This is a genomic window from Hyphomonas beringensis, assembly GCF_000682755.1.
Taxonomy (GTDB): domain Bacteria; phylum Pseudomonadota; class Alphaproteobacteria; order Caulobacterales; family Hyphomonadaceae; genus Hyphomonas; species Hyphomonas beringensis.
On the sequence record NZ_AWFF01000032.1, the window covers coordinates 134,148 to 153,415 of the forward strand.

Here is a 19,268-nt window from a genome sequence, read left to right on the forward strand (position 1 = left end):
TTTCTGTTCGCGGCATCTTTTCATCATGTGCGCAATCAGGCATGATGGAGAGATGCTGACACGTTCCTCCTCCCCAAGCGGCGAAGCGCGCCTTCGCTATCTCGATGCCGACGTCGAAGTTATCACGCCGGGCGATTATGTCGTTTGCGCGGTGACCGGCCGGAAAATTCCGATCCGCGCGCTGCGCTATTGGAGCGTTGACCTTCAGGAAGCCTATTGGGATGCGGAAGCTGCAAATTCCCGCATGGTGAAGGCGAAGGATTGATGCGTCGCGCGCTCCTGTTCGCGCTGGCGGCCATGGGTGCAGCCTGCGCCACGGCAGAAACGCCAGCCGAAAACCAAACTGCCCAGATGCCCGCGCCCGATTGTGGCGGCGCGCTGACCCAGGGCGGACTGGTCATCTGCCACGGCCCGGCGGGCACCGCGTTCACCGTGGCGGGCGTGGAACTTACCACCGACGATAGCGGTACGGCCCAGTTCGGCCTCTCGACGAATGCGCCGGCTGTGATCGGCTGGTCGCATGAGAGCGGCGCCTATGGCGACCTCAAGATTGCCGAGCGCCACGATGAGTATCGCGAGATCAGCGGCTTTGACTGTGACAAGGTGGACGCCCGCTCGGAAGAGCAGAAGGCCCATGCCGGTCGCAGCTGGGTGAAAAAGCAGGACGCCTTTGCCAGCTTCAATTCCGGCCCGGGCGCGATGACCGGATTCATCAAACCCTCTGACGCCCCGACCTCATCTCCGTTCGGGCCGACGCGGAAATATATAGGCGTCTCCAAAGTAACCGGAAAAGCCTGCGAGAAAGTCTCCGTCCATCGCGGCTATGACATGGCCGCGCCGGTGGGCACGGAGGTGGTCGCCCCCGCTGCGGGCACCGTGATCCTGGCTGATCCGGACCTGTATTATGAAGGCGGCACCGTTTTTCTGGATCATGGCCATGGGCTGGTGTCTGTCTTCATGCACCTGTCTGAAGTGGACGTGAAACCCGGTGACACGGTTCAGCGCGGAGACCTGCTGGCCAAGACCGGCAATACCGGCCGCACGACCGGGCCGCACCTGCACTGGGCCGTGAAGTGGCGCAACCCGGAAAACGACAGCCGCGACGGGGATTTCTATATCGACCCGGCCCTGCTGCTGGACCTGCCGGTGAGCGACTGACACCGCGCAAGCATGGTTAGCCCTGGCTGAACCCGCCCCTATAAAACAGACCGTTTTTGCTCACGCAGTCTTCACACGAGGGGCGCATTCTGCGCCTCAACAGGGAAGAAACACAGAGGCCTGAAGGGCGGCGCGCAGTTCCCGCTTTTGCCCGCCCAACGCCGCCCGCCCCGCGCTCCATCAGAAAAGGCGGGGTGGGCGGTTTTCTTATTTTTACAAGCAGGGCGCAGATTGCCTAGCCACTCGCTGGCCGGGGCGGAGGCTTGTAAGCATCCAGGTCCGCCCAGTGACAGAAACACCAGGCATCATAAAGTTTGCGCTGCAACGGATCCTTCCGCCTGAGCCGCCGGCAATATCCGGGCGGTCGCCCGACGCGCAGCGGATGAAGTCGGCAAGGCTTTTCCCGTATGACCTTCAACCGCCGGGCCTGCCACATGGCCATACGGCGCGCGGCCTTTTCCGGATCTTCGCAGGATGCCTCCAGCCGGGCGAGCCGACGGGCGAGACTGCCTGCCTCCACCTCCTCCAGCACATCGGGAGCCTCAGGCTCTGGCGCGCGGGGCGTGCCAAACAGCCAGATGGAGGGCCGGGCGGTGTAATCAATCGAGCTGCGCTGACCCGGCAGATAGAGCCGCAGCGTATCGGCCGTGGCGAGCTGTCCCGGCCCTTTCCGTGCGCCTGGCGCTTGGGACGGCACAGCTTTCTGCCCGTGCGGCGCCTGCCCGGTGGACGGCTTTGGCGGGGTCCAGGTCACGTCAATTTCCATGGCGCGCAGATAGATCATGCGCCGCACCAGCGATTCCAGAATACGCAGTTTGCGCCGCGCGCCATAGTACACGGTATACGGAACGAGCCCGCTGCCATCACCCAGACTGGCGCGTAGCTGCGCGAGCAGCCCGGCCACAAAGGGCCAGGCTTTCTCAAGCCATCTGCGCGTTACCGGATGCATCTCGAACATGGGCCCAGCATAGACTCAAGATGCGTGGGGTAGGATAAGTTTATGATATCCGCCGGAGAGCCCAGCCCCGGCACTCATTTGAAAGGCCCCTATGCCCGGCATGGCAGCCCCTTTGAGCGCCTTTGTGGACGCCGCCCTCGCGCGGGCGGGCGGCACGCCACCAATCCTGTTTGTGTCGGGCGCGCAGGGCATCGGCAAGTCCACGGCGCTAAGCCGTGTGATTGAAACGTCGCCGCACCGCCTTGTCGGCATGAGCCTGGATGATTTTTACCTGACCCGCGCCGAGCGCGCGCAATTGTCGGAAAGCGTGCACCCTCTCAGTGAGACTCGCGGCCCGCCGGGCACGCATGATGTGGCGCTGCTGACGGAAACGTTGAGCGATTTGCAACAGGGCAATGCCCCCGTGCGCGTGCCGATATTTGACAAGCGCAGCGATGACCGTCTGCCCACAGAAGACTGGCGCGCTCTGCCCTCGCGGCCGGATGCGATCCTCCTTGAAGGCTGGATGATGGGCGTGCTGCCGGATTTTACCTCTCTGGAGACACCGCCGCTGAACGCGGTGGAGGCCGCGCCGGGCGCGCTCGCCTGGCGGCGCTGGCAGGAGGAACAGCTGGCCGGCCCCTATGCGGCGCTATGGGACAGGGCGGATGCGTTCTGTCATTTCGACGCGCCGGGTTTTGACTGCGTGCTGCGCTGGCGCACGCAGCAGGAAGCGCAAAATCAGGGCGTAGCGCTGGCCGACCTGCCCGAGGCGCGCAAGGACTGGGTACGAAACTTCATCGCCCACTATGAGCGCCTCACCCGCCGCATGCTAAGCGGCACGCGCCGGGAGGGCGTTGTCGTGAAGGTGGGCGCGAATAGAGACGTGGCTTGAGGATGAAGCGAGAAAAGTATGCCTGTACAATATATGATAACCACCTAAGGCTGTAACGCAGCCAAGAAATCAGGAGGAACAGAGCCAATGGATGAAAATTCTGATATTAACTTGGAGGTAAGTGGCAAAGGTTTCAAACTCGAATTCAGAACCGAAGATGATTTGAAGGAATATCTTTCCGCGCACCAAAACTTCTGCTCTCAATTTGATTTGAAAAAGATCCAAAAAGTGGAATACGGACGCGCGATTAATCAGAAAGTGGACCGTGCCAAGAGCATAGTTACACGGGTTAGCAGTTATATGAATTCGGCCGACGCAAAGAATCTGATTGAAAAAGAATTTTCTGAAAACTTCCCTCCATACACGACCCCAGTGGCTCAGCATCTGCATGACATATATGAGCAAGACGGCCCACATCGTTTTGCTGGCGCTCTTATGGCGTACACAAATTATAATTACACACCAAACTTTTCTGCCCCAGACCTTTTAAAAGGCTTTGTAAAACTTTGCTTATACGAAGAAAGTATAGACCAAGTATCAGCAGCGGCTTCCAGGAAGAGCTTGGAAGAGATACGACGTCTCTACCAAAGACGCCTAAATTCTGACGGAAAAAAATATGAAAAAGCGCTAACCGACATAAGCGAGACTCATCAACAGCTATCGACGTCTATCGAAAATAGCTCTTTCGCTTGGAATCATAATTTCTCTAAGTTTCAATCTCAAGCACGAGCAAAGCTTCAGGATACGACTTCAAGCTTTCTCGACTTTCAGAAATCATATGAAGATTCTCTACGTCTTAGCCGCCCTAGGAAGTATTGGTCCAAAAAGGCAACCGACCATAATAAGGCTGCACGTAGGTACCGCCTCTCAGCATTGGGGTGGCTAGTAATTGCTGGCGCTCTCACCGTATTTGGCCTTTGGGAACTGTTTCTATACGCAAAAGAAAATTTTGCGGTCTCTGAAGATCAGACTCCACTTCCAATATCTCTACTTATCACCTTGGGCGCGATGGGACTGGTTGGAACGAGCGTCTTCTTTTGGGTGGGCCGCCTGTTAGTTCGGCTCTGGCTGAGCGAACTACATTTGGCGATGGATGCAAGCGAAAGGGTAACAATGATTGAATCATTCTTGGCATTGAGAGCGTCGGGAACAGTTTCTGACGAAGAACGGCAATTAGTTTTGGCGGCACTATTCAGGCCGACCCAAGATGGTATCGTCAAAGACGATGCATCCGCCGACCCGTTAATAACGGCATTAGCTTCTCGAATATTAAGGTAGAGCCCCCGCCCTACGGGATGAGGACCGTCGCGCCGGTTGTTTTGCCGCTTTCTATCGCTTCATGGGCCTTGGCGGCGTCTGTTAGCGGGAAGCGCTGGCCGATGTCGGCTTTGATGGTGCCGAGCTTCAGGGCACTGAAGAGCAGGCTGGCGCCGCGGACGAGGCTTTCCGGAGTCTGAATGAAGCTGAACAGGACGGGCCGCGTCATGACCAGCGAGCCGCCCTGTGCGAGCCGGCCCGGCGGGATCGGGTCGACCGGCCCGGAGGCATTGCCATAGGTGACGAACCAGCCCGCCGTGCGCAGGCTGGACAGGCTTTCTTCCGCACTGATCTTGCCGACACTGTCATAGGCGACATCCACGCCGCGCCCATCCGTCAGGTCACGCACTTTTCGCGAGACGCCTTCATAGCCGACGATCACATCTGACGCGCCGAGCGCCCTGGCCTTTTCGGCTTTCTCCTCCGTCGAGGTGACGGCGATGACGCGCGCGCCAAGGCTGGCCGCCCATGGCACAAGAAGGCTGCCGACGCCGCCGACAGGCGCCCAGACCAATGCCGTGTCGCCCGCCTGAATTGCGCGCACTTCAAACAGCAGGCACCAGGCCGTCAGGCCTTTCAGCAGTACGGCGGCGGCCTCTTGCGGCGGCACTTCGGCCGGAAGGGCCAGCATGCGCTCTACCGGGCCGGTGAAGTGGCTGGCATAGGTGCCCGCGCCGAGATAAGCGACCGCATCGCCGGGCTTCAGGCTGGTCACGCCCTCGCCCACTTCCTGCACGATGCCCGCACCTTCCTGGCCGGGCGTGAACGGCATGCGCACGGGGTACAGCCCGGTGCGGTGATAGGTGTCGATGAAATTGAGGCCGGAGGCGCTCTGGCGGACAAGGACTTCGCCTTCGCCTGGCTTGCGGGGCTCAAACTGTTCAACCTTCAGGACTTCCGGCCCGCCGGTCTCATGCATCTGGATGCGATATGGATGTGTCATGCCTGCAGTTGAAGCGCGGAGCGCGCTGGAGCGCAAGAGCGACTCGCGTTTCTGTGGCGGAATGAACGGTAGTTTGCTTCTTGTGGCGGGCGTCGATGAGGCGGGCCGCGGCCCCTGGGCCGGGCCGGTGACGGCGGGCGCAGTGATTCTGGACCCGGCGCGGCCGATTGAAGGCCTGACCGATTCCAAGAAGCTGAGCGAGAAACGCCGCGAGGCGCTGGCCCCGATCATCCGCGAGCGGGCGGCGGCCTGGAGTGTCGCCCATGCGAGCCCGGAAGAGATCGACCGGATGAACATTCGCGAGGCGACCTTCCTGGCGATGAGTCGCGCGATTGAAGGCCTCGGCATGGCGCCGGAAGAAATCCTAATCGATGGCAACGCCCTGCCGAAAGGCCTGCCCTGCCCGGCCACGGCGATTGTGAAGGGCGACCTGACAGAGCCCGCCATCTCTGCGGCCTCAATCCTGGCGAAGACAGTGCGCGACGCCCTGATGCGGGAAATGGACGCCGCCTTCCCGGCCTATGGCTTTGCCGGCCACAAGGGATATGGCACGGCGGCGCATGCTGCAGCCCTGACCGAGCACGGCCCCTGCCCGCACCACCGGATGAGCTTTGCGCCGGTCAAACGCGCCCTGCAAAACGCCTGAAGCTCGCCCGGGCGCTTAACATATTGGGCGAATTTGTAAGGAATTGGCCCAAGCAAGGCCCGCAAACAGCCACATTTTAACGCCTGATTAACCAAGGCGGTAGAGCTTCCCGCACATCTGGAGGGCACGCACGATGTGGATTCTTTTTGGCTGGCATACCTGGTGGGGTGAATCCGGGCGGCCGTATCGGTTCAAGATTACGCTGACGAAAAAGGGCCTGCCCGAAGGCGGCGGCATCTATGTGTTCGTGCGGCGCCGTTTCGTGTTCTTTCTGTTCCCGCTCTATATCGGCAAGGCGACGAACTTTAAATCGCGTCTGATCGGCCATGAGCGCTGGTGGGAAGCCTGGTGGAAGCGCGGCGCGACTGAGCGCCATGTGCTGGTTATCAAGAAGCCGGGGGACCGGGCCCGCGTGGAAGAGGATCTGATCCGCAATTATCAGCCACGCATGAATGACATCCTGATCCCGCGCGGCGCCAATGACGGCCCGAATAATGTCCGCCTGCGCCGCTGGTGGAAGATCAAACGCTGGTTCCGTATCCCGTTCTTTGGCTAGGCCCTGGGGCAGGCCCTGAGCCTGCGGAGCCCGGTTTTTCTGACATTTCAAGCTGTTGGCAGGCTTTTGACGTGGCACTGGCGGGGCCCTGACACAGAGCTGGCGTGGTGCGTGAGGGGTTTTTCCGCTGTCTGGATGGGGTAAGTTTCACCCCGTGCCGGAGACAAACAGATGCAATTTCAGGCCGACGCCAACAAGATCAAACGCTGGAGAGAAGAGCGCCACTGGTCGCAGGAGCACCTTGCCGACCTCGCCGGCATCGGCCTGAGGACGGTGCAGCGCATCGAACGGGGCGACAAGGCATCCGGCGAGTCCCTCAAGGCGCTGGCGGCGGCGTTCAATGTCGACGTCATGGCGCTGACACTGGACGCAAAGACAGAGGCCGAGGCGCTGATCCGCCAGAAACAGGCCAAGGTGACCGCCGGCATGCGGCTGGCCTTCTTCATACATATGGGCAGCTATCTGTTCGGCATGCTGCTGTTCGCAGGCATCAGCCTGGGCATTGGCGGCAAACATTATGTGATGTTGTGGCCAACCATCTGGTGGACCGTGGGCTTTGCCGCGCACGCGCTGACCGTGGCCATCGTGGAACTTACCTATCGTTATGAGCGCGAGGTTGGCACAGGGCGGTGAAGCGGGCGCCGTTTCTGCGCCGGGGTCTTCCCGTTTTCGGCATCTCGTGAGATAGGGCGGGCATGGCAGATGATGCGTCCTCTTTCTCCAAGGCCCCGCCCCTGTTTGCGGATGCGCCCGGCGGTGTCAGCTTCAAGAAGCTGCGCAAGCGGCTGGTGCGCGGCGCGCTGAAGGCGATCGACGACTACAAGATGGTCGACCGGCGCGCGGTGGATGCCGGAGAGGCCAAACGCCCGAAATGGCTGGTCTGCCTGTCAGGCGGCAAGGACTCTTATGGCCTGCTGGCCGTTTTGCTGGACCTGCAATGGCAGGGCGCTCTGCCGGTGGACCTGGTCGCGTGCAATCTGGACCAGGGCCAGCCGGGCTTTCCGAAACATGTGCTACCGGAATGGCTGGACAAGGTGGGCGTGAAGTACCGGATCGAGACGCAGGACACCTATTCCATCGTCACCGAAAAAGTGCCGGAGGGGCGCACATTCTGCGCAATGTGTTCGCGCCTGCGACGGGGCATTCTCTACCGAATGGCACGTGAAGAAGGCTGTGACGCCATCGTGCTGGGCCACCACCGCGACGATGCGCTGGAAACCTTCATGATGAATTTCGTGCATGGCGGACGGCTCGCCGCGATGCCGCCGAAATTGTTGAATGATGAGGGCGATTGCTTTGTCCTGCGCCCGCTGATCACGGCGGCGGAAGACGACCTCGCCAAGTTTGCCGAGGCAATGGAGTTCCCGATCATCCCGTGCAATCTGTGCGGCAGTCAGGACGGCCTGCAGCGCGTCGCGATGAAGCAGATGCTGGATGAGTGGGAACGCAAGAAACCAGGCGTGCGCCAGGTGATGGCCCACGCGCTGGCGACAGTCCGGCCGAGCCATCTGCACGATGCGCGCGTGTTTGACTTTGCAGGGCTGGCGATCGGCGATACGGGCGAAGACGACCCGAACGTGCCATTCTAAAAACCGCCCTCCCTGCAAAAAGGGAGAGCGGCAGATGATTTCAGACCAAACAGCAACGCCTTGGCTTCACCACCGGGCCTGTTGAGCAATTCCGGAGCGGATCAATCCCACTGAATGCCGCTTTCCGGCTTGTGCGTCGGATACTCCGCATCGCGATACTTCCGGAACTCATTGCGTGCGATTGACCGCAGATGCACTTCATCCGGACCATCAGCCAGGCGCAGCGTGCGGATCTTGGCATAGCTTTCCGCGAGGCCGAAATCACTGGTCACTCCGCCGCCGCCATGGGCCTGAATGGCGTCATCAATGATCTTCAGCGCCATGCGCGGCGCAGCGACCTTGATCATGGCGATCTCGTTCTTGGCAACCTTGTTGCCGACCGTATCCATCATATAGGCGGCTTTCAGCGTCAGCAGACGGCACATCTCGATCTCGACCCGGGCCTCGCCAAGGCGCTGTTCCCAGATCGAATGGTCTGCCACGTTTTTACCAAAGGCCTGACGGGTCAGCAGGCGTTTTGCCATTTTCTCAAGTGCGACCTCTGCCGCGCCGATCGTGCGCATGCAGTGGTGAATGCGGCCCGGCCCGAGACGGCCTTGCGCAATTTCAAACCCGCGGCCCTCACCGAGAATAAGGTTGGAGGCTGGCACGCGAACGTTCTCCAGAACGACTTCGGCATGGCCATGCGGGCTGTCATCATATCCAAAGACGGGCAGCATACGCACGATTTTCAGGCCCGGCGCATCCATGGGCACCAGGATCTGGCTCTGCTGCTTGTGACGCTCTGCATCCGGGTCTGTCTTGCCCATCACAATGGCGACCTTGCACCGCGGATCGCCCACGCCAGACGACCACCATTTGCGGCCATTGATGACATATTCGTCGCCATCGCGCACAATTGAGGTCTCGATATTTGTCGCATCAGACGAAGCGACCAGCGGCTCTGTCATCAGGAAGGCCGAGCGGATGTCGCCCGCCATCAGAGGACGCAGCCATTCTTCTTTCTGCGCGTCACTGCCATAACGGTGCAGCACTTCCATATTACCGGTGTCAGGCGCAGAGCAGTTGAAGACTTCGGAGCCAAAGCTGACGCGGCCCATGATTTCAGATAGAGGCGCATATTCCGCATTGCTGAGGCCTGCGCCACGATACTCTTCCGTATCATGCTCCGCATTCGGAGGGAGGAAGAGATTCCACAGCCCCTCTGCCTTGGCCTTCGCTTTCAGCTCTTCCAGGATAGGCATAACACCCCAGCGATCCTTGGCGTGCTGCTCTTCGTAAACCGGAATGGCCGGATAGACATGTTTGTCCATGAAGGCCTGAACGCGGTCGATATATTCCTGCGTCTTGTCACTAAAATCAAAATGCATGTGAAGCTCCCTTACTGTGCGCCGAGCGAGAATATTGCTCCCTGAACGGCGCTTTTGATACGCGTTGATTTGTCAGGATCAGACTATGCCAGACATACGCGGTGCACCCTAGGGGTTTCCCCGTATATTTCTGATATTTCACCTTGTTTTTACAAGAAAAAGGGCGACCCAAAGATCGCCCTCTTCCGTACTCAGATTTTAAACTGGACTCTATTTCCGCCAGACGGAGGCAAGAGACGGATCTTCTTCCCCGCCTTCATATTTGCGGATCTCGTGACGGCCGACCACCATGTGGTGCACTTCATCCGGACCGTCAGCCAGGCGCAATGTACGCTGGTTGGCATACATGCGGGCAAGCGGTGTCCATTGGGAGACACCAGTTGCGCCGTGCATCTGGATGGCCTGGTCGATGATCTGGCAAACGCGCTCCGGCACCATGGCCTTGACCATGGAAATCCAGACGCGGGCTTCCTTGTTGCCCAGCACGTCCATGGCCTTGGCGGCTTTCAAAACCATCATGCGCATGGCTTCGATCTCGATCCGTGCACGGGAGATGATTTCCGTGTTACCGCCAAGCTTGACCAGCGGGCGACCAAAGGCCGAGCGCGTCGTGCCGCGGCGGACCATCAGGTCGAGTGCCTTCTCTGCAGCGCCCAGCGAGCGCATGCAGTGGTGGATACGGCCCGGCCCGAGACGGAGCTGTGAGATTTCGAACCCGCGGCCCTCACCCAGCAGCATGTTTTCCTTCGGAACACGGACATTCTCGAACTTGATGTGCATGTGGCCATGCGGCGCGTCCGGATCGCCGAAGACGTGCATCGGCCCCATGATCGTGACACCCGGATGCGGCAGCGGCACCAGAATCTGGCTCTGCTGCTTGTTCGGCTCTGCGTCTGGGCTGGTTTTCACCATGGTGATCATGATGCGGCAGCGCGGATCGCCGGCCCCGGAGATATAGTACTTCTCACCATTGAGGACCCATTCATCCCCTTCGAGCACAGCGCTCATGGAGACGTTCTTGGCATCGGATGATGGCAGGCCAGGCTCGGTCATGGCGAAGGCGGAGCGGATTTCACCGTTCAGCAGCGGCTTCAGCCACTTCTCTTTCTGCTCCGGAGTGCCGACGCGCTCCAGAACTTCCATATTGCCGGTGTCCGGCGCAGAGCAGTTCATGGTTTCAGACGCGAGCGAGTTCTTGCCAAGCTCTGCCGCGATGTAGGCATAGTCGAGGTTCTTCAGGCCTTCGCCTGTGTCGGCATCCGGCAGGAAGAAGTTCCACAGGCCTTGTTTCTTGGCTTCGTCCTTGGCCGCTTCCAGCGCTTCCAGTTGGCCGGGCGCGTAAGACCAGATATCGGTCTTGCCTTCGCCAAGGCGATGGAATTCCTCGCTCATCGGCTCCACGACATCGCGGATGAAGGCTTTGACGTGCTCATAGAGCGGACGGGCTTCGTCCGACATGCGCAAATCATTGAGTTCGTTCTGGGCGTCGATTGACGTTTCAGTGTCCGCCATCTTTCGGGTCTCCTCTTAGACTTTCTTGTTTGTATCCATTGGTAAGCCTTGCGGCGCAGTCACCGCAAATTGTTTCTCTGCAATCTTTTGTGTCTGCCCATGCAGATGGAACCGCCGGGCAAATGGCGCTAAGGAGCGCGAATGGGTCCAGTTGCTGCCGCCATTATTCTCGTCACGGCGCTCATCACGAGCTTCATATCGGGCATATTCGGCATGGCGGGCGGCGTTATCTTCATGGGCGTTCTGGCGACGCTGGTGCCGGTTCCCATGGCCATGATGATCCACGGCTCCATACAGATGTTCTCGAACAGCTATCGCGCCTTCCTGTGGCGGCGCCATATCAAGTGGACGATCTTCAGGCGCTACGCGATTGGCTCTGTGGCTGCGGTCGCGCTTCTCTTCGCGCTCAGCTGGCGGCCGGACAAGCAGATGATTTACCTGATGCTGGGCCTTGTCACGCTGCTGGTCTGGTTGCCCAAGCGCGTGGCCGATCTGGATATCCAGAAGCGGTTCCAGGCCGAAGGCGCGGGCTTTGTCGTGCAGGCGCTGAACACGGTGGCCGGTGTGGCCGGGCCGCTGCTGGACCAGTTCTTCGTACGCACCGACCTGACGCGCCATGAGATTGTTGCCACCAAGGCGGTGACTCAGGTGCTGGCGCACTTCGTGAAGATCATCTTCTGGAGTGTGCCGGTGCTGATGGCTTCTGGCGTGGAGGCGCTGCCCCCGGCATGGCTGATTCTGCTGGCTGCGCCGCTGACCATGCTGGGCACGACGCTGGGCGGGAAGGTGCTGGACCGGCTGAGCGATGTGAACTTCAAGCGTGGCATGAAGTATCTGGTGACGGCGGTCGGCATCGTGATGTTCATGAAGGCCGCCGGCTGGCTTTAGGCCAGCCGCTGTCAGGACGCCGTCCGTGTCAGGCCTCACTTCGGTGTGCATTGCAACTCCACTCATCTGGCCTCCTTCTAGCGCAGGCTAGACTATTCGTGAACTTTATTGCATGAAGCGCAAACATCACTGACAGTGATGTATTGGAGCGCGTGGATGAACCTGAGATCGCTGGACCTGAACCTGTTGCCCGTATTGGAAGCGGTCTATGCCGAGCGCAGCCTGACGCGGGCCAGCGAGACGCTGCACATCACCCAGCCCGCCGTCAGCAATGCGCTGGCGAGATTGCGCGCGCATTTCGAGGATCCGCTCTTCGTGCGGGAGGGGCGTGGGGTGAAGCCAACCGCCATGGCCGAGGCCCTGATGCCGACGGTGCGCGACGCGCTGGACCGGCTACGCGCCGGGCTGGAGCCGCGCTCTGCATTTGAGGCCTCGCGCTCTACCCGCGTCTTCAACATCTCCGCCCGCGATGCTGGCGCGTACATGATTGCGCCAAGTCTTGCGCACTATCTGCAGCATGAAGCGCCGGGCGTGCGCATTGCCTGGAGCCAGTTGAACCGGGGCGCAATTTCGGGCGAGCTCGCCTCGGGTCGCCTGGATCTGGCGGTGGATGTGCCGGGCATTCGCGGCACCGACCTGGAGCGCGAACCGCTGATGACGACTCCCTACGTCTGTGTTGTGGCAGACAATCACCCGCTGGCCAGACGTGAGCTGGCGATGGAAGACTTTGTCGGCCTGCGCCATATCGTGGTCTCCAGCCGCCGCGAAGGCCGATCCTATGTCGAGGAAGTCGCCCGCAGCCAGGGGCATCGCATCACCCCGATCATGCGCCTGCCGCATTACATGCCGGCGCTGGAAATCGTACGCCAGACCGATCTGGCCCTGACCGTTCCAGCATCTCTCGTCCCAACGCACGGCCTCATTCGGCTTGACCTGCCGGATGTATTTCCAGCCCTCGACAGTGAGCTTTACTGGCGGCGGGAGAATTCCGAGGACCCGGCCCTTACCTGGCTACGTGGCCTGATCCGCAAGATCGTCACCGAAATCGATCCTGGCTTGCAAAGCTGAAACGATCCCTCTAGGAGGGGCCGTCACTTGGGGAGTAGCCAGCCGGTCGGGAGATCGGGCCTCCGCGTCAACATACTCGGTCAGCAGACCGTGGCGCGAAGGGAGCGGGCAACCGTTCGGGCGAGACCAATGACACCGCATTCCTGCTCATGGCCGGGCACGGGATGGAGGTGTCATTGCGTCAAGAATTGCCCGGCCAGGAGACCTGTTCTTATGGAAGCCTTTCTTACCTCCACCGCTGTGGTTACGCTCGCCGAAATTGGCGACAAGACGCAATTGCTGGCCATCGTTCTGGCGACGCAATTCCGCAGGCCGGTTCCGATCATTCTTGGCATCTTTGCCGCGACCGTGGCCAACCACTTCCTTGCGGCGCTTGTCGGGTCTCAGGTTGCATCCATCCTTGATGGGCAATGGTTCCGCTACATCGTGGCAATCTCATTCATCGCCATGGCGGCCTGGACACTGATCCCGGACAAGCTGGACGATGACATGGAGAGCAAACCGGCCCGGTTCGGCGCGTTCCTGACAACCACAATTGCGTTCTTCCTGGTCGAGATGGGCGACAAGACACAAATTGCGACCGTGGCGCTGGGCGCGCAGTTCGAGAATATCTTCTACGTCACACTGGGCACAACGCTGGGCATGATGCTGGCCAATGTGCCGGCCGTATTCCTGGGCCACGAGCTAATCAAGCGCGTGCCGCTGAATGTGGTGCGCATGATTGCGGCGCTGCTGTTCCTGGCCATCGGCCTGTGGCTGCTTGTGCAGACGGCTGGCTGGTTCGGATAAGCCTCAGGTCGCGGCGCGGCGATATTCCTCGTCGCGCTCAGCCGCAAGGCGATCGCGCACAGTTTCCTCATCATAGCCAAACTGATGCAGCGTCCGCCCCGCCATTTGCAGGCCGGACTCGATGGCATCCGGGATCACGTCCCGTGCGCCAGCCTCTTGCAGGCGTGCGGCGTGTTCCCGGTCCCGCGCACGGGCAATGATCGGCACTTCCGGGCGAAGCTGGTGGAAGGCTCTCACCATCGCTTCGGCATCATTGACGTCATCCACTGTCACGACGAACAGGCTGGCCCCTTCGGCCCCGGCGCTGTGCAGGATTTCAGGCCGGGCAGCATCGCCCAGGAAAGCGCGCCAACCTGCATCCCGGGCCCGCGCGACATTGTAGGCGCTGCGCTCCAGCGCGACAATTTCCGCCTCTTCCGCTCCAATGATGCGAGCGACCGCCTGCCCGACCCGACCAAAGCCCGCAATGATGACGTGGCCCTCAAGCTCCGAGAAATCCTCTTCCAGCACATGCGCAGGCTCCTCGCCGCGCATCCGTGCCGCAATCAGCGTGCCGAGCTTGCCCAGCACTGGGATCAATAACATGGAGAGGCCCGCAATTGCGGCCATCAGGCCCGCAGGCTCAGCCGGCAGTGCGCCGATGGCGGTGGCCGCCGCGATGACGACAAAGGCAAACTCCCCGGCGGGCGCCAGCAGAAATGCCGCTTCGATCGACATCGGCGTCGGGCCGGCAAAGAAACGCAGGGCGACAAAACCGATCACCAGCTTGGCCAGGAGCAGCGCAGCCAAACCGCCCAGAATGACCAGAGGTTGGGACAGGATGGAGGGCAGATCCAGGCTCATTCCGACAGTCATGAAGAACAGGCCGAGCAGGATGCCCTTGAAGGGTTCGAGGTCCACTTCGGTCTGATGCTTGAACTCTGTTTCGCCCAGCAGCAGGCCAGCCAGGAAGGCCCCCAGCGCGAGCGATAACCCGGCCGTCGCGGTGATCGCCGCCGCGCCGACCACGGTCAGCAGCGTCAGCGCCATCAGAAAGTCTCGCCCACCCGCCGCGGCCGCAAGACGGAACATGCGGCGCAGTCCAAAGCGTCCGATCACCAGAATGACCAGAATCGCCACAACGCCATTGAACAGGGCTTCCAGAAGGACCGCCGTGATGTTGGCGCCAGCCTCAAGATTTACGAAGCCGACAAAGATCAGGATCGGCGCGACGAGAATATCCTGAAACAGCAAGACGCTGAGCGCCGCACGGCCAACGGGCTGGGCTGCCTGTTTCTGCTCGATCAGAAGCTGCATCACGATGGCGGTGGACGACAAGGCCAGCGCCAAGCCGCAAATGATCGCGGCAGCCGGCGACAGACCAATCAGCCAGGCTGCGCCGCCAATCGCCAGCGCACTGATGCCAGCCTGCAGGCCGCCTGCCCCGAAGACGGCGCGCCTCAATCCCCAGAGTTTTTCAAATGAGAATTCCAGGCCCAGCAGGAAAAGAAGGAACAGTACGCCGAGTTCCGCAAAGGGCGCGGCGGCGGCAGGTTCGGATATCGATACATATTCCAGCCAGTGATACTGCCCTGTCAGAGAGCCCAGCGCGAAAGGCCCAAGCGCAATGCCGGCAATCATGAAGCCGACCACGGCGGGCAGCTTCAGATATCGGAAAACCGGCACGACAACGCCCGCCGCAAACAGGAAAACCAGCGTATCCTTGATCAGTATGTCGTGTCCCGGCTCCGCCATGTGCCCCTTTCAGCATGTTCTCTGATGCCCGCCCTGTGCGAGGGCAGAACGGGTTTCGTGACTCTCAGGCGCGGCGCGCCTTGAAGAAATCCTTCAACAGCGTGCTGGCGGTCTCGCCTGTAGCTTCGTCCTGCACGACTTCCGGCCGCCAGTGACAGGTCGGCTGCTCGAAGAATCGCGCCCCATGGATTACCGCGCCGCCTTTCGGATCACAGGCAGCAAAGACGAGCTTGCCGATACGCGCAAGGCTGATCGCACCTGCGCACATGGCGCACGGCTCAAGTGTCACATAAAGATGCAGGCCCGTGAGGCGGTAATTGCCAAGACGTTCTGCCGCGCGGCGCAGGGCGACAATCTCTGCATGGGCGGTCGGGTCATGCCCGGCTATTGGCTGGTTGAAGCCTTCCGCCACAATCGCACCGCTCTCCGGATCGACAATCACAGCACCAACAGGCACCTCGCCCGCCTCGGCAGCCTGCCGGGCAAGATCGAGCGCGCGCTCCATCGGATCAGCGAGAATTGTCATGGAGAGTGGATCGCCTTACACGGGCGGAAAGTAAAGGGATTGGTTTGCCACATGCGTATCATTGCGGGAGAGCACAAGGGCCGCGCCATTGCCGCGCCGAAGGGTCAAGGGACACGGCCGACGGGAGACCGCGTGCGGGAATCCATATTCAACATGCTGGCCCATGCCGACTGGGCACCGGAGATTAACGGCGCGCGGGTGATCGACCTGTTCGCAGGCTCTGGTGCGCTGGGCCTGGAAGCGATAAGCCGGGGCGCGGCGTTCTGCCTGTTCGTGGAAACAGACCATGGCGCGCGCGGCGCGATCCGCGACAATATCGAAACGCTGGGCCTTTACGGAAACACACGCCTGCACCGGCGCAGCGCGACAGATTTGGGTGAGAAACCGGCCGGCGTCGGCCAGCCATTCACGCTGGCTTTCCTGGATCCGCCCTATCACAAGGATCTGGCCGAGCCTGCGCTCGCCTGCCTTGTTACCGGCAACTGGCTGACCGAGGATGCCCTGGCCATTGTGGAAACAGGGTCTGATGAGATGATCGCACCGGATGGCTGGACGATTGTCGAGACCCGAGACTATGGCGCAGCCCGCATCTGGTTTCTGAAACGGGCCTAGCCGTCCAGGAATTCCTTGCGTAGATCCACATTGGACGTTTTCTGCCCGACATGGTGGGAACCTTCCTTAATCCACTGGTCTGCCGCCGCACGCCCCAGATCACGCAGCTGTGTCAGGAAGGTCCAGCTGGTGTCGTATTTTGTGCGTAGGCTGAAATCCAGAAGATCCTGACCGCCGCGTATCGCATGGATGTTCAGACGGCGGTATTTCTTCATCATGGATTCCTTCAACATTCCCCCATCAATCAGGTGCTGGACGAAGGCAATGGCGCGCAGCTCTCCGATCAGGGAAGCGTTGAAGCTGATCTCGTTGATGCGATCCTGAATCTCCCCGGCATGCTTGGGCACGCCTTCCCGCGCAATCGGGTTCAGCATGACCAGCAGCACATCCCGCGGCGCACCGGAGTAGATCAGCGGGAACAGGCTGGGATTGCCCATATAGCCGCCATCCCAGAAAGCGTCCCCGTCAATCTCCACCGCCTGGAAGGTCTGCGGCAAGCAGGCCGAGGCGAGGACAGCCTCAAGAGAAATGTCTCCGTCGCTGAAGACTTTCGCGCGGCCCTTCTCCACATTTGTTGCGGAGAGAAACAACTGGATGCCCGACGCGTCCACATTCGAGAAATCGATGTTGCGGGCCAGCACCTCTTTCAAGGGGTTCAGATTGAAGGGGTTTAGGTCATACGGGCTCGCCAGGCTCTGCATGGCACTGGCATAGGCAAAGATGACAGGGCTGAGCGCGCCGAAAGGCATGAGATTTCCGCTGGTACGGGAGACATCCTCCCACAGCGCTGCCAACCTGTCTTTCGCGCCCTGAACGCCGTCACGCGCGAAGCCATCGGCTAAGGCCACGGCATTGATCGCGCCCGCAGACGTGGCAGAAATCGCTGATATTTCAATGTCTTCATCATCAAGGAGGCGATCCAGAACGCCCCAGGTATAGGCCCCGTGAGCGCCGCCGCCCTGCAAAGCCAGACTGATATGCTTGCGCTTCTGCTTTGCCATGGTGAAATCCCTGTTACTGTGCCGCCAAACCAATCTTGCAAGCGCCGTCTTAATGAGACCTCACCACGCGCATATGACACACGTATCAACAGGCCCGCATTACGAAGAGCAGATATGGCTCTTTCGCCCTGATTTTGAACGAAATTGGCACAGGGCTTGCGGTAACAGCCACGTGATCATGCAGAATGAACAGGGCAAACACCGTGTCTAACGCGCCATCTTCCACGCCGACCATCTCGGTCATCATGGCGAATTACAATTGCGAAGCCTATCTGAAGGGCGCCATCCGGTCTGTCCTGAACCAGACCCTGGCCAATATTGAACTGATCCTGGTGGATGATGGCTCCAGCGATGGCAGTGTGGCGCTGGCGGAAGAGATCGCGCAGCAGGACCCACGGCTGCGCGTCTTCAGCGGCACTCGCTTTGGCGGCCCCGCCCCGGTTCGCAATCATGCGCTGGACCAGGCACGCGGCGAGTGGATTGCGATTGTCGACAGCGATGACTTGATCGCGCCGCAGAGGCTGGAGCACATGCTGGAAGCAGCGATCAGCACGAAGGCAGACATCATGATCGATGATCTGGCCATCTTCCAGAATGAGGGCGAGCCTGACATCACCACGATGCTGGACGGCGATTTGAAAGATCGCCCAGGGCGCATCATGGAAAGTGAGTATATCAAGGCAAACATGATGTATGGCCGGGGCAGTCAGCTTGGCTATGCCAAGCCTCTGATCCGCCGTAGCAGTCTCGACACGAACAATATCCGATATAATGAAAGTATGCGCATCGGAGAGGATTACGACCTGATCGTACGCCTTCTGTCTGCCGGGGCGCGGATGATGTCTCTGCCCGAAGCCATGTATTTCTACCGCAAGCACAATCGTTCGATTTCACACAGACTGGATGCAAACTCCCTGGATGCCCTGCGCGCCGCTGCCGAAGCGGCGATGTGCCAGCCTACTCCGCATGCAGAAGTGACGGCCGCGCACGCTGCGCGCCTGAAATCCATTCGCCGCGCGATTGTGTTTGACGGGGTCATTGAGGCGCTCAAACAGAAAAACATTGTCAGGACCCTGATGCTGTTCCGGCAGGATCCCACCGTTTTACCCCTGCTGCGCCTGCCCTTGCTGGGCAAGCTACAGAAGGTGACGGGCAATCCTTTCGCCCGCTCAGATGAAGACCTGACAGCCGAGCTGCAACAGCTGCGCCAGCAGTGTGAAGCCTGATGGGGTTTGGACGCGAAGCCCGGGAAGCTGTTCCCGCTGTCGGTACAGTTTGCTTCAAGGGCAATGACGTCCTGCTGATCCAGAGAGGCACAAAACCGCTAAAGGGTGACTGGTCCCTGCCGGGCGGGCGGATCGAACCCGGCGAACGCGCCGCAGAGGCCGCGCTGCGGGAGCTTCACGAGGAAACCTGCGTCGAAGCCAGAATTGTCGGGCTGGTCGATGTTGTGGACGGTATATTCCATTCCCGCACCTCCGGTGATGTAACCCGGCATTATGTCTTGTTCGACTTTGCCGCCGTATGGACAGCCGGAGAGCCTTGCGCGGGCGATGATGCCGCCCATGCCGAATGGATCAGCCCGGAAAGACTGGCCAACCTGCCCCTATGGGATGAGACACGGCGTATCATAGATGCGGCGCGGCAAATCATTCTGGATTCGGCTGGGGCTTGACCGCCCTTACGTCATACCTCTGAAGTGCGTCCAAACCAAAAACGACAATCTG

At 60.4% G+C, this 19,268-nt stretch carries 21 protein-coding genes and 1 riboswitch; of the genes, 14 read left to right on the forward strand and 7 right to left on the reverse strand.

Annotated elements, in window-relative coordinates; translation table 11 throughout:
• The first annotated feature begins 52 nt into the window (after nt 1–52).
• A complete protein-coding gene (locus HY29_RS07325) occupies nt 53–265 on the forward strand; it encodes a DUF2093 domain-containing protein (RefSeq protein WP_034794866.1) in 213 nt (70 codons plus the stop codon).
• Nucleotides 265–1,158: a M23 family metallopeptidase gene (locus tag HY29_RS18355; protein WP_051601240.1), complete on the forward strand. Its 894-nt coding sequence runs from the start codon at nt 265–267 to the stop codon at nt 1,156–1,158. The genes HY29_RS07325 and HY29_RS18355 overlap by 1 nt, the downstream gene beginning before the upstream one ends.
• Before the next feature lie 235 nt (nt 1,159–1,393).
• Here HY29_RS18355 and HY29_RS07335 read toward each other — a convergent pair whose 3' ends face one another.
• Nucleotides 1,394–2,116, reverse strand: a complete 723-nt coding sequence (locus HY29_RS07335) for a hypothetical protein (protein WP_034794870.1) — start codon at nt 2,114–2,116, stop codon at nt 1,394–1,396.
• Nucleotides 2,117–2,216: 100 nt separating this feature from the next.
• Here HY29_RS07335 and HY29_RS07340 point away from each other — a divergent pair, with 100 nt between their 5' ends.
• On the forward strand, nt 2,217–2,990 hold the full coding sequence (locus HY29_RS07340; protein ID WP_034795178.1) for a hypothetical protein: 774 nt from the start codon (nt 2,217–2,219) through the stop codon (nt 2,988–2,990).
• Between the two features lie 87 nt (nt 2,991–3,077).
• A complete protein-coding gene (locus tag HY29_RS18360; RefSeq protein WP_051601244.1) occupies nt 3,078–4,268 on the forward strand; it encodes a DUF6161 domain-containing protein in 1,191 nt (396 codons plus the stop codon).
• Nucleotides 4,269–4,278: 10 nt separating this feature from the next.
• Here the strand turns inward: HY29_RS18360 and HY29_RS07350 are convergent, their stop codons facing one another.
• Nucleotides 4,279–5,250 (reverse strand): quinone oxidoreductase family protein, encoded by a 972-nt coding sequence (locus tag HY29_RS07350; protein WP_034794874.1) that lies wholly within the window; start codon nt 5,248–5,250, stop codon nt 4,279–4,281.
• Nucleotides 5,251–5,311: 61 nt separating this feature from the next.
• On the opposite strand from HY29_RS07350, the gene rnhB reads away from it, so the two are divergent.
• From rnhB to ttcA, 4 genes are all read left to right on the forward strand, one after another.
• Nucleotides 5,312–5,896 (forward strand): ribonuclease HII, encoded by a 585-nt coding sequence (rnhB, locus tag HY29_RS07355; protein ID WP_034795185.1) that lies wholly within the window; start codon nt 5,312–5,314, stop codon nt 5,894–5,896.
• Between the two features lie 133 nt (nt 5,897–6,029).
• Nucleotides 6,030–6,452: a GIY-YIG nuclease family protein gene (locus tag HY29_RS07360; protein ID WP_034794877.1), complete on the forward strand. Its 423-nt coding sequence runs from the start codon at nt 6,030–6,032 to the stop codon at nt 6,450–6,452.
• 171 nt (nt 6,453–6,623) lie between these two features.
• Complete coding sequence (locus HY29_RS07365) at nt 6,624–7,085, forward strand: XRE family transcriptional regulator (RefSeq protein WP_034794880.1); 462 nt, start codon at nt 6,624–6,626, stop codon at nt 7,083–7,085.
• Between the two features lie 62 nt (nt 7,086–7,147).
• Nucleotides 7,148–8,041, forward strand: a complete 894-nt coding sequence (gene ttcA / locus HY29_RS07370) for a tRNA 2-thiocytidine(32) synthetase TtcA (protein ID WP_034794883.1) — start codon at nt 7,148–7,150, stop codon at nt 8,039–8,041.
• A gap of 101 nt (nt 8,042–8,142) precedes the next feature.
• On the opposite strand, the gene HY29_RS07375 is transcribed toward ttcA, so the two are convergent.
• Together HY29_RS07375 and HY29_RS07380 are read right to left on the reverse strand one after the other, a co-directional pair.
• On the reverse strand, nt 8,143–9,411 hold the full coding sequence (locus HY29_RS07375) for an acyl-CoA dehydrogenase family protein (RefSeq protein WP_034794887.1): 1,269 nt from the start codon (nt 9,409–9,411) through the stop codon (nt 8,143–8,145).
• A gap of 210 nt (nt 9,412–9,621) precedes the next feature.
• Complete coding sequence (locus HY29_RS07380) at nt 9,622–10,923, reverse strand: acyl-CoA dehydrogenase family protein (RefSeq protein WP_034794891.1); 1,302 nt, start codon at nt 10,921–10,923, stop codon at nt 9,622–9,624.
• 141 nt (nt 10,924–11,064) lie between these two features.
• On the opposite strand from HY29_RS07380, the gene HY29_RS07385 reads away from it, so the two are divergent.
• The 3 genes from HY29_RS07385 to HY29_RS07395 all read left to right on the forward strand — a co-directional run bounded on the left by HY29_RS07385 (nt 11,065) and on the right by HY29_RS07395 (nt 13,668).
• Nucleotides 11,065–11,811 (forward strand): sulfite exporter TauE/SafE family protein, encoded by a 747-nt coding sequence (locus HY29_RS07385; protein WP_034794894.1) that lies wholly within the window; start codon nt 11,065–11,067, stop codon nt 11,809–11,811.
• Nucleotides 11,812–11,967: 156 nt separating this feature from the next.
• The gene (locus HY29_RS07390) at nt 11,968–12,879 is read left to right on the forward strand and encodes a LysR family transcriptional regulator (RefSeq protein ID WP_034795188.1); all 912 of its coding nucleotides are present in this window, start codon (nt 11,968–11,970) and stop codon (nt 12,877–12,879) included.
• Between the two features lie 7 nt (nt 12,880–12,886).
• A riboswitch (yybP-ykoY riboswitch) is annotated at nt 12,887–13,077 on the forward strand.
• 15 nt (nt 13,078–13,092) lie between these two features.
• Nucleotides 13,093–13,668 (forward strand): TMEM165/GDT1 family protein, encoded by a 576-nt coding sequence (locus HY29_RS07395; protein WP_034794897.1) that lies wholly within the window; start codon nt 13,093–13,095, stop codon nt 13,666–13,668.
• A gap of 3 nt (nt 13,669–13,671) precedes the next feature.
• On the opposite strand, the gene HY29_RS07400 is transcribed toward HY29_RS07395, so the two are convergent.
• Entirely contained in the window at nt 13,672–15,402 is a 1,731-nt protein-coding gene (locus HY29_RS07400; RefSeq protein WP_034794902.1) for a cation:proton antiporter domain-containing protein, read from the reverse strand.
• Nucleotides 15,403–15,466: 64 nt separating this feature from the next.
• On the reverse strand, nt 15,467–15,928 hold the full coding sequence (gene tadA / locus HY29_RS07405) for a tRNA adenosine(34) deaminase TadA (protein WP_034794904.1): 462 nt from the start codon (nt 15,926–15,928) through the stop codon (nt 15,467–15,469).
• A 51-nt stretch (nt 15,929–15,979) separates the two neighbouring features.
• On the opposite strand from tadA, the gene rsmD reads away from it, so the two are divergent.
• Nucleotides 15,980–16,540 (forward strand): 16S rRNA (guanine(966)-N(2))-methyltransferase RsmD, encoded by a 561-nt coding sequence (gene rsmD, locus HY29_RS07410; protein ID WP_034794907.1) that lies wholly within the window; start codon nt 15,980–15,982, stop codon nt 16,538–16,540.
• On the opposite strand, the gene HY29_RS07415 is transcribed toward rsmD, so the two are convergent.
• The gene (locus HY29_RS07415; RefSeq protein ID WP_034794909.1) at nt 16,537–17,541 is read right to left on the reverse strand and encodes a patatin-like phospholipase family protein; all 1,005 of its coding nucleotides are present in this window, start codon (nt 17,539–17,541) and stop codon (nt 16,537–16,539) included. The genes rsmD and HY29_RS07415 overlap by 4 nt on opposite strands.
• Nucleotides 17,542–17,744: 203 nt before the next feature.
• On the opposite strand from HY29_RS07415, the gene HY29_RS07420 reads away from it, so the two are divergent.
• Nucleotides 17,745–18,767 carry a glycosyltransferase family 2 protein gene (locus tag HY29_RS07420; RefSeq protein WP_162176686.1) on the forward strand — a complete coding sequence of 341 codons (1,023 nt, stop codon included), beginning with the start codon at nt 17,745–17,747 and terminating at the stop codon, nt 18,765–18,767.
• Nucleotides 18,767–19,216 carry an NUDIX hydrolase gene (locus HY29_RS07425; RefSeq protein ID WP_034794911.1) on the forward strand — a complete coding sequence of 150 codons (450 nt, stop codon included), beginning with the start codon at nt 18,767–18,769 and terminating at the stop codon, nt 19,214–19,216. The genes HY29_RS07420 and HY29_RS07425 overlap by 1 nt, the downstream gene beginning before the upstream one ends.
• Nucleotides 19,217–19,268: the final 52 nt, after the last annotated feature.

Excerpts from the sequence above, each read along its gene's own strand:
- HY29_RS07325 (WP_034794866.1), top strand. The coding sequence starts at position 53 with ATGCTGACACGTTCCTCCTCCCCAAGCGGCGAAGCGCGCCTTCGCTAT.
- HY29_RS18355 (WP_051601240.1), top strand. The coding sequence starts at position 265 with ATGCGTCGCGCGCTCCTGTTCGCGCTGGCGGCCATGGGTGCAGCCTGC.
- HY29_RS07335 (WP_034794870.1), bottom strand. The coding sequence starts at position 2,116 with ATGTTCGAGATGCATCCGGTAACGCGCAGATGGCTTGAGAAAGCCTGG.
- HY29_RS07340 (WP_034795178.1), top strand. The coding sequence starts at position 2,217 with ATGGCAGCCCCTTTGAGCGCCTTTGTGGACGCCGCCCTCGCGCGGGCG.
- HY29_RS18360 (WP_051601244.1), top strand. The coding sequence starts at position 3,078 with ATGGATGAAAATTCTGATATTAACTTGGAGGTAAGTGGCAAAGGTTTC.
- HY29_RS07350 (WP_034794874.1), bottom strand. The coding sequence starts at position 5,250 with ATGACACATCCATATCGCATCCAGATGCATGAGACCGGCGGGCCGGAA.
- rnhB (WP_034795185.1), top strand. The coding sequence starts at position 5,312 with ATGAACGGTAGTTTGCTTCTTGTGGCGGGCGTCGATGAGGCGGGCCGC.
- HY29_RS07360 (WP_034794877.1), top strand. The coding sequence starts at position 6,030 with ATGTGGATTCTTTTTGGCTGGCATACCTGGTGGGGTGAATCCGGGCGG.
- HY29_RS07365 (WP_034794880.1), top strand. The coding sequence starts at position 6,624 with ATGCAATTTCAGGCCGACGCCAACAAGATCAAACGCTGGAGAGAAGAG.
- ttcA (WP_034794883.1), top strand. The coding sequence starts at position 7,148 with ATGGCAGATGATGCGTCCTCTTTCTCCAAGGCCCCGCCCCTGTTTGCG.
- HY29_RS07375 (WP_034794887.1), bottom strand. The coding sequence starts at position 9,411 with ATGCATTTTGATTTTAGTGACAAGACGCAGGAATATATCGACCGCGTT.
- HY29_RS07380 (WP_034794891.1), bottom strand. The coding sequence starts at position 10,923 with ATGGCGGACACTGAAACGTCAATCGACGCCCAGAACGAACTCAATGAT.
- HY29_RS07385 (WP_034794894.1), top strand. The coding sequence starts at position 11,065 with ATGGGTCCAGTTGCTGCCGCCATTATTCTCGTCACGGCGCTCATCACG.
- HY29_RS07390 (WP_034795188.1), top strand. The coding sequence starts at position 11,968 with ATGAACCTGAGATCGCTGGACCTGAACCTGTTGCCCGTATTGGAAGCG.
- HY29_RS07395 (WP_034794897.1), top strand. The coding sequence starts at position 13,093 with ATGGAAGCCTTTCTTACCTCCACCGCTGTGGTTACGCTCGCCGAAATT.
- HY29_RS07400 (WP_034794902.1), bottom strand. The coding sequence starts at position 15,402 with ATGGCGGAGCCGGGACACGACATACTGATCAAGGATACGCTGGTTTTC.
- tadA (WP_034794904.1), bottom strand. The coding sequence starts at position 15,928 with ATGACAATTCTCGCTGATCCGATGGAGCGCGCGCTCGATCTTGCCCGG.
- rsmD (WP_034794907.1), top strand. The coding sequence starts at position 15,980 with ATGCGTATCATTGCGGGAGAGCACAAGGGCCGCGCCATTGCCGCGCCG.
- HY29_RS07415 (WP_034794909.1), bottom strand. The coding sequence starts at position 17,541 with ATGGCAAAGCAGAAGCGCAAGCATATCAGTCTGGCTTTGCAGGGCGGC.
- HY29_RS07425 (WP_034794911.1), top strand. The coding sequence starts at position 18,767 with ATGGGGTTTGGACGCGAAGCCCGGGAAGCTGTTCCCGCTGTCGGTACA.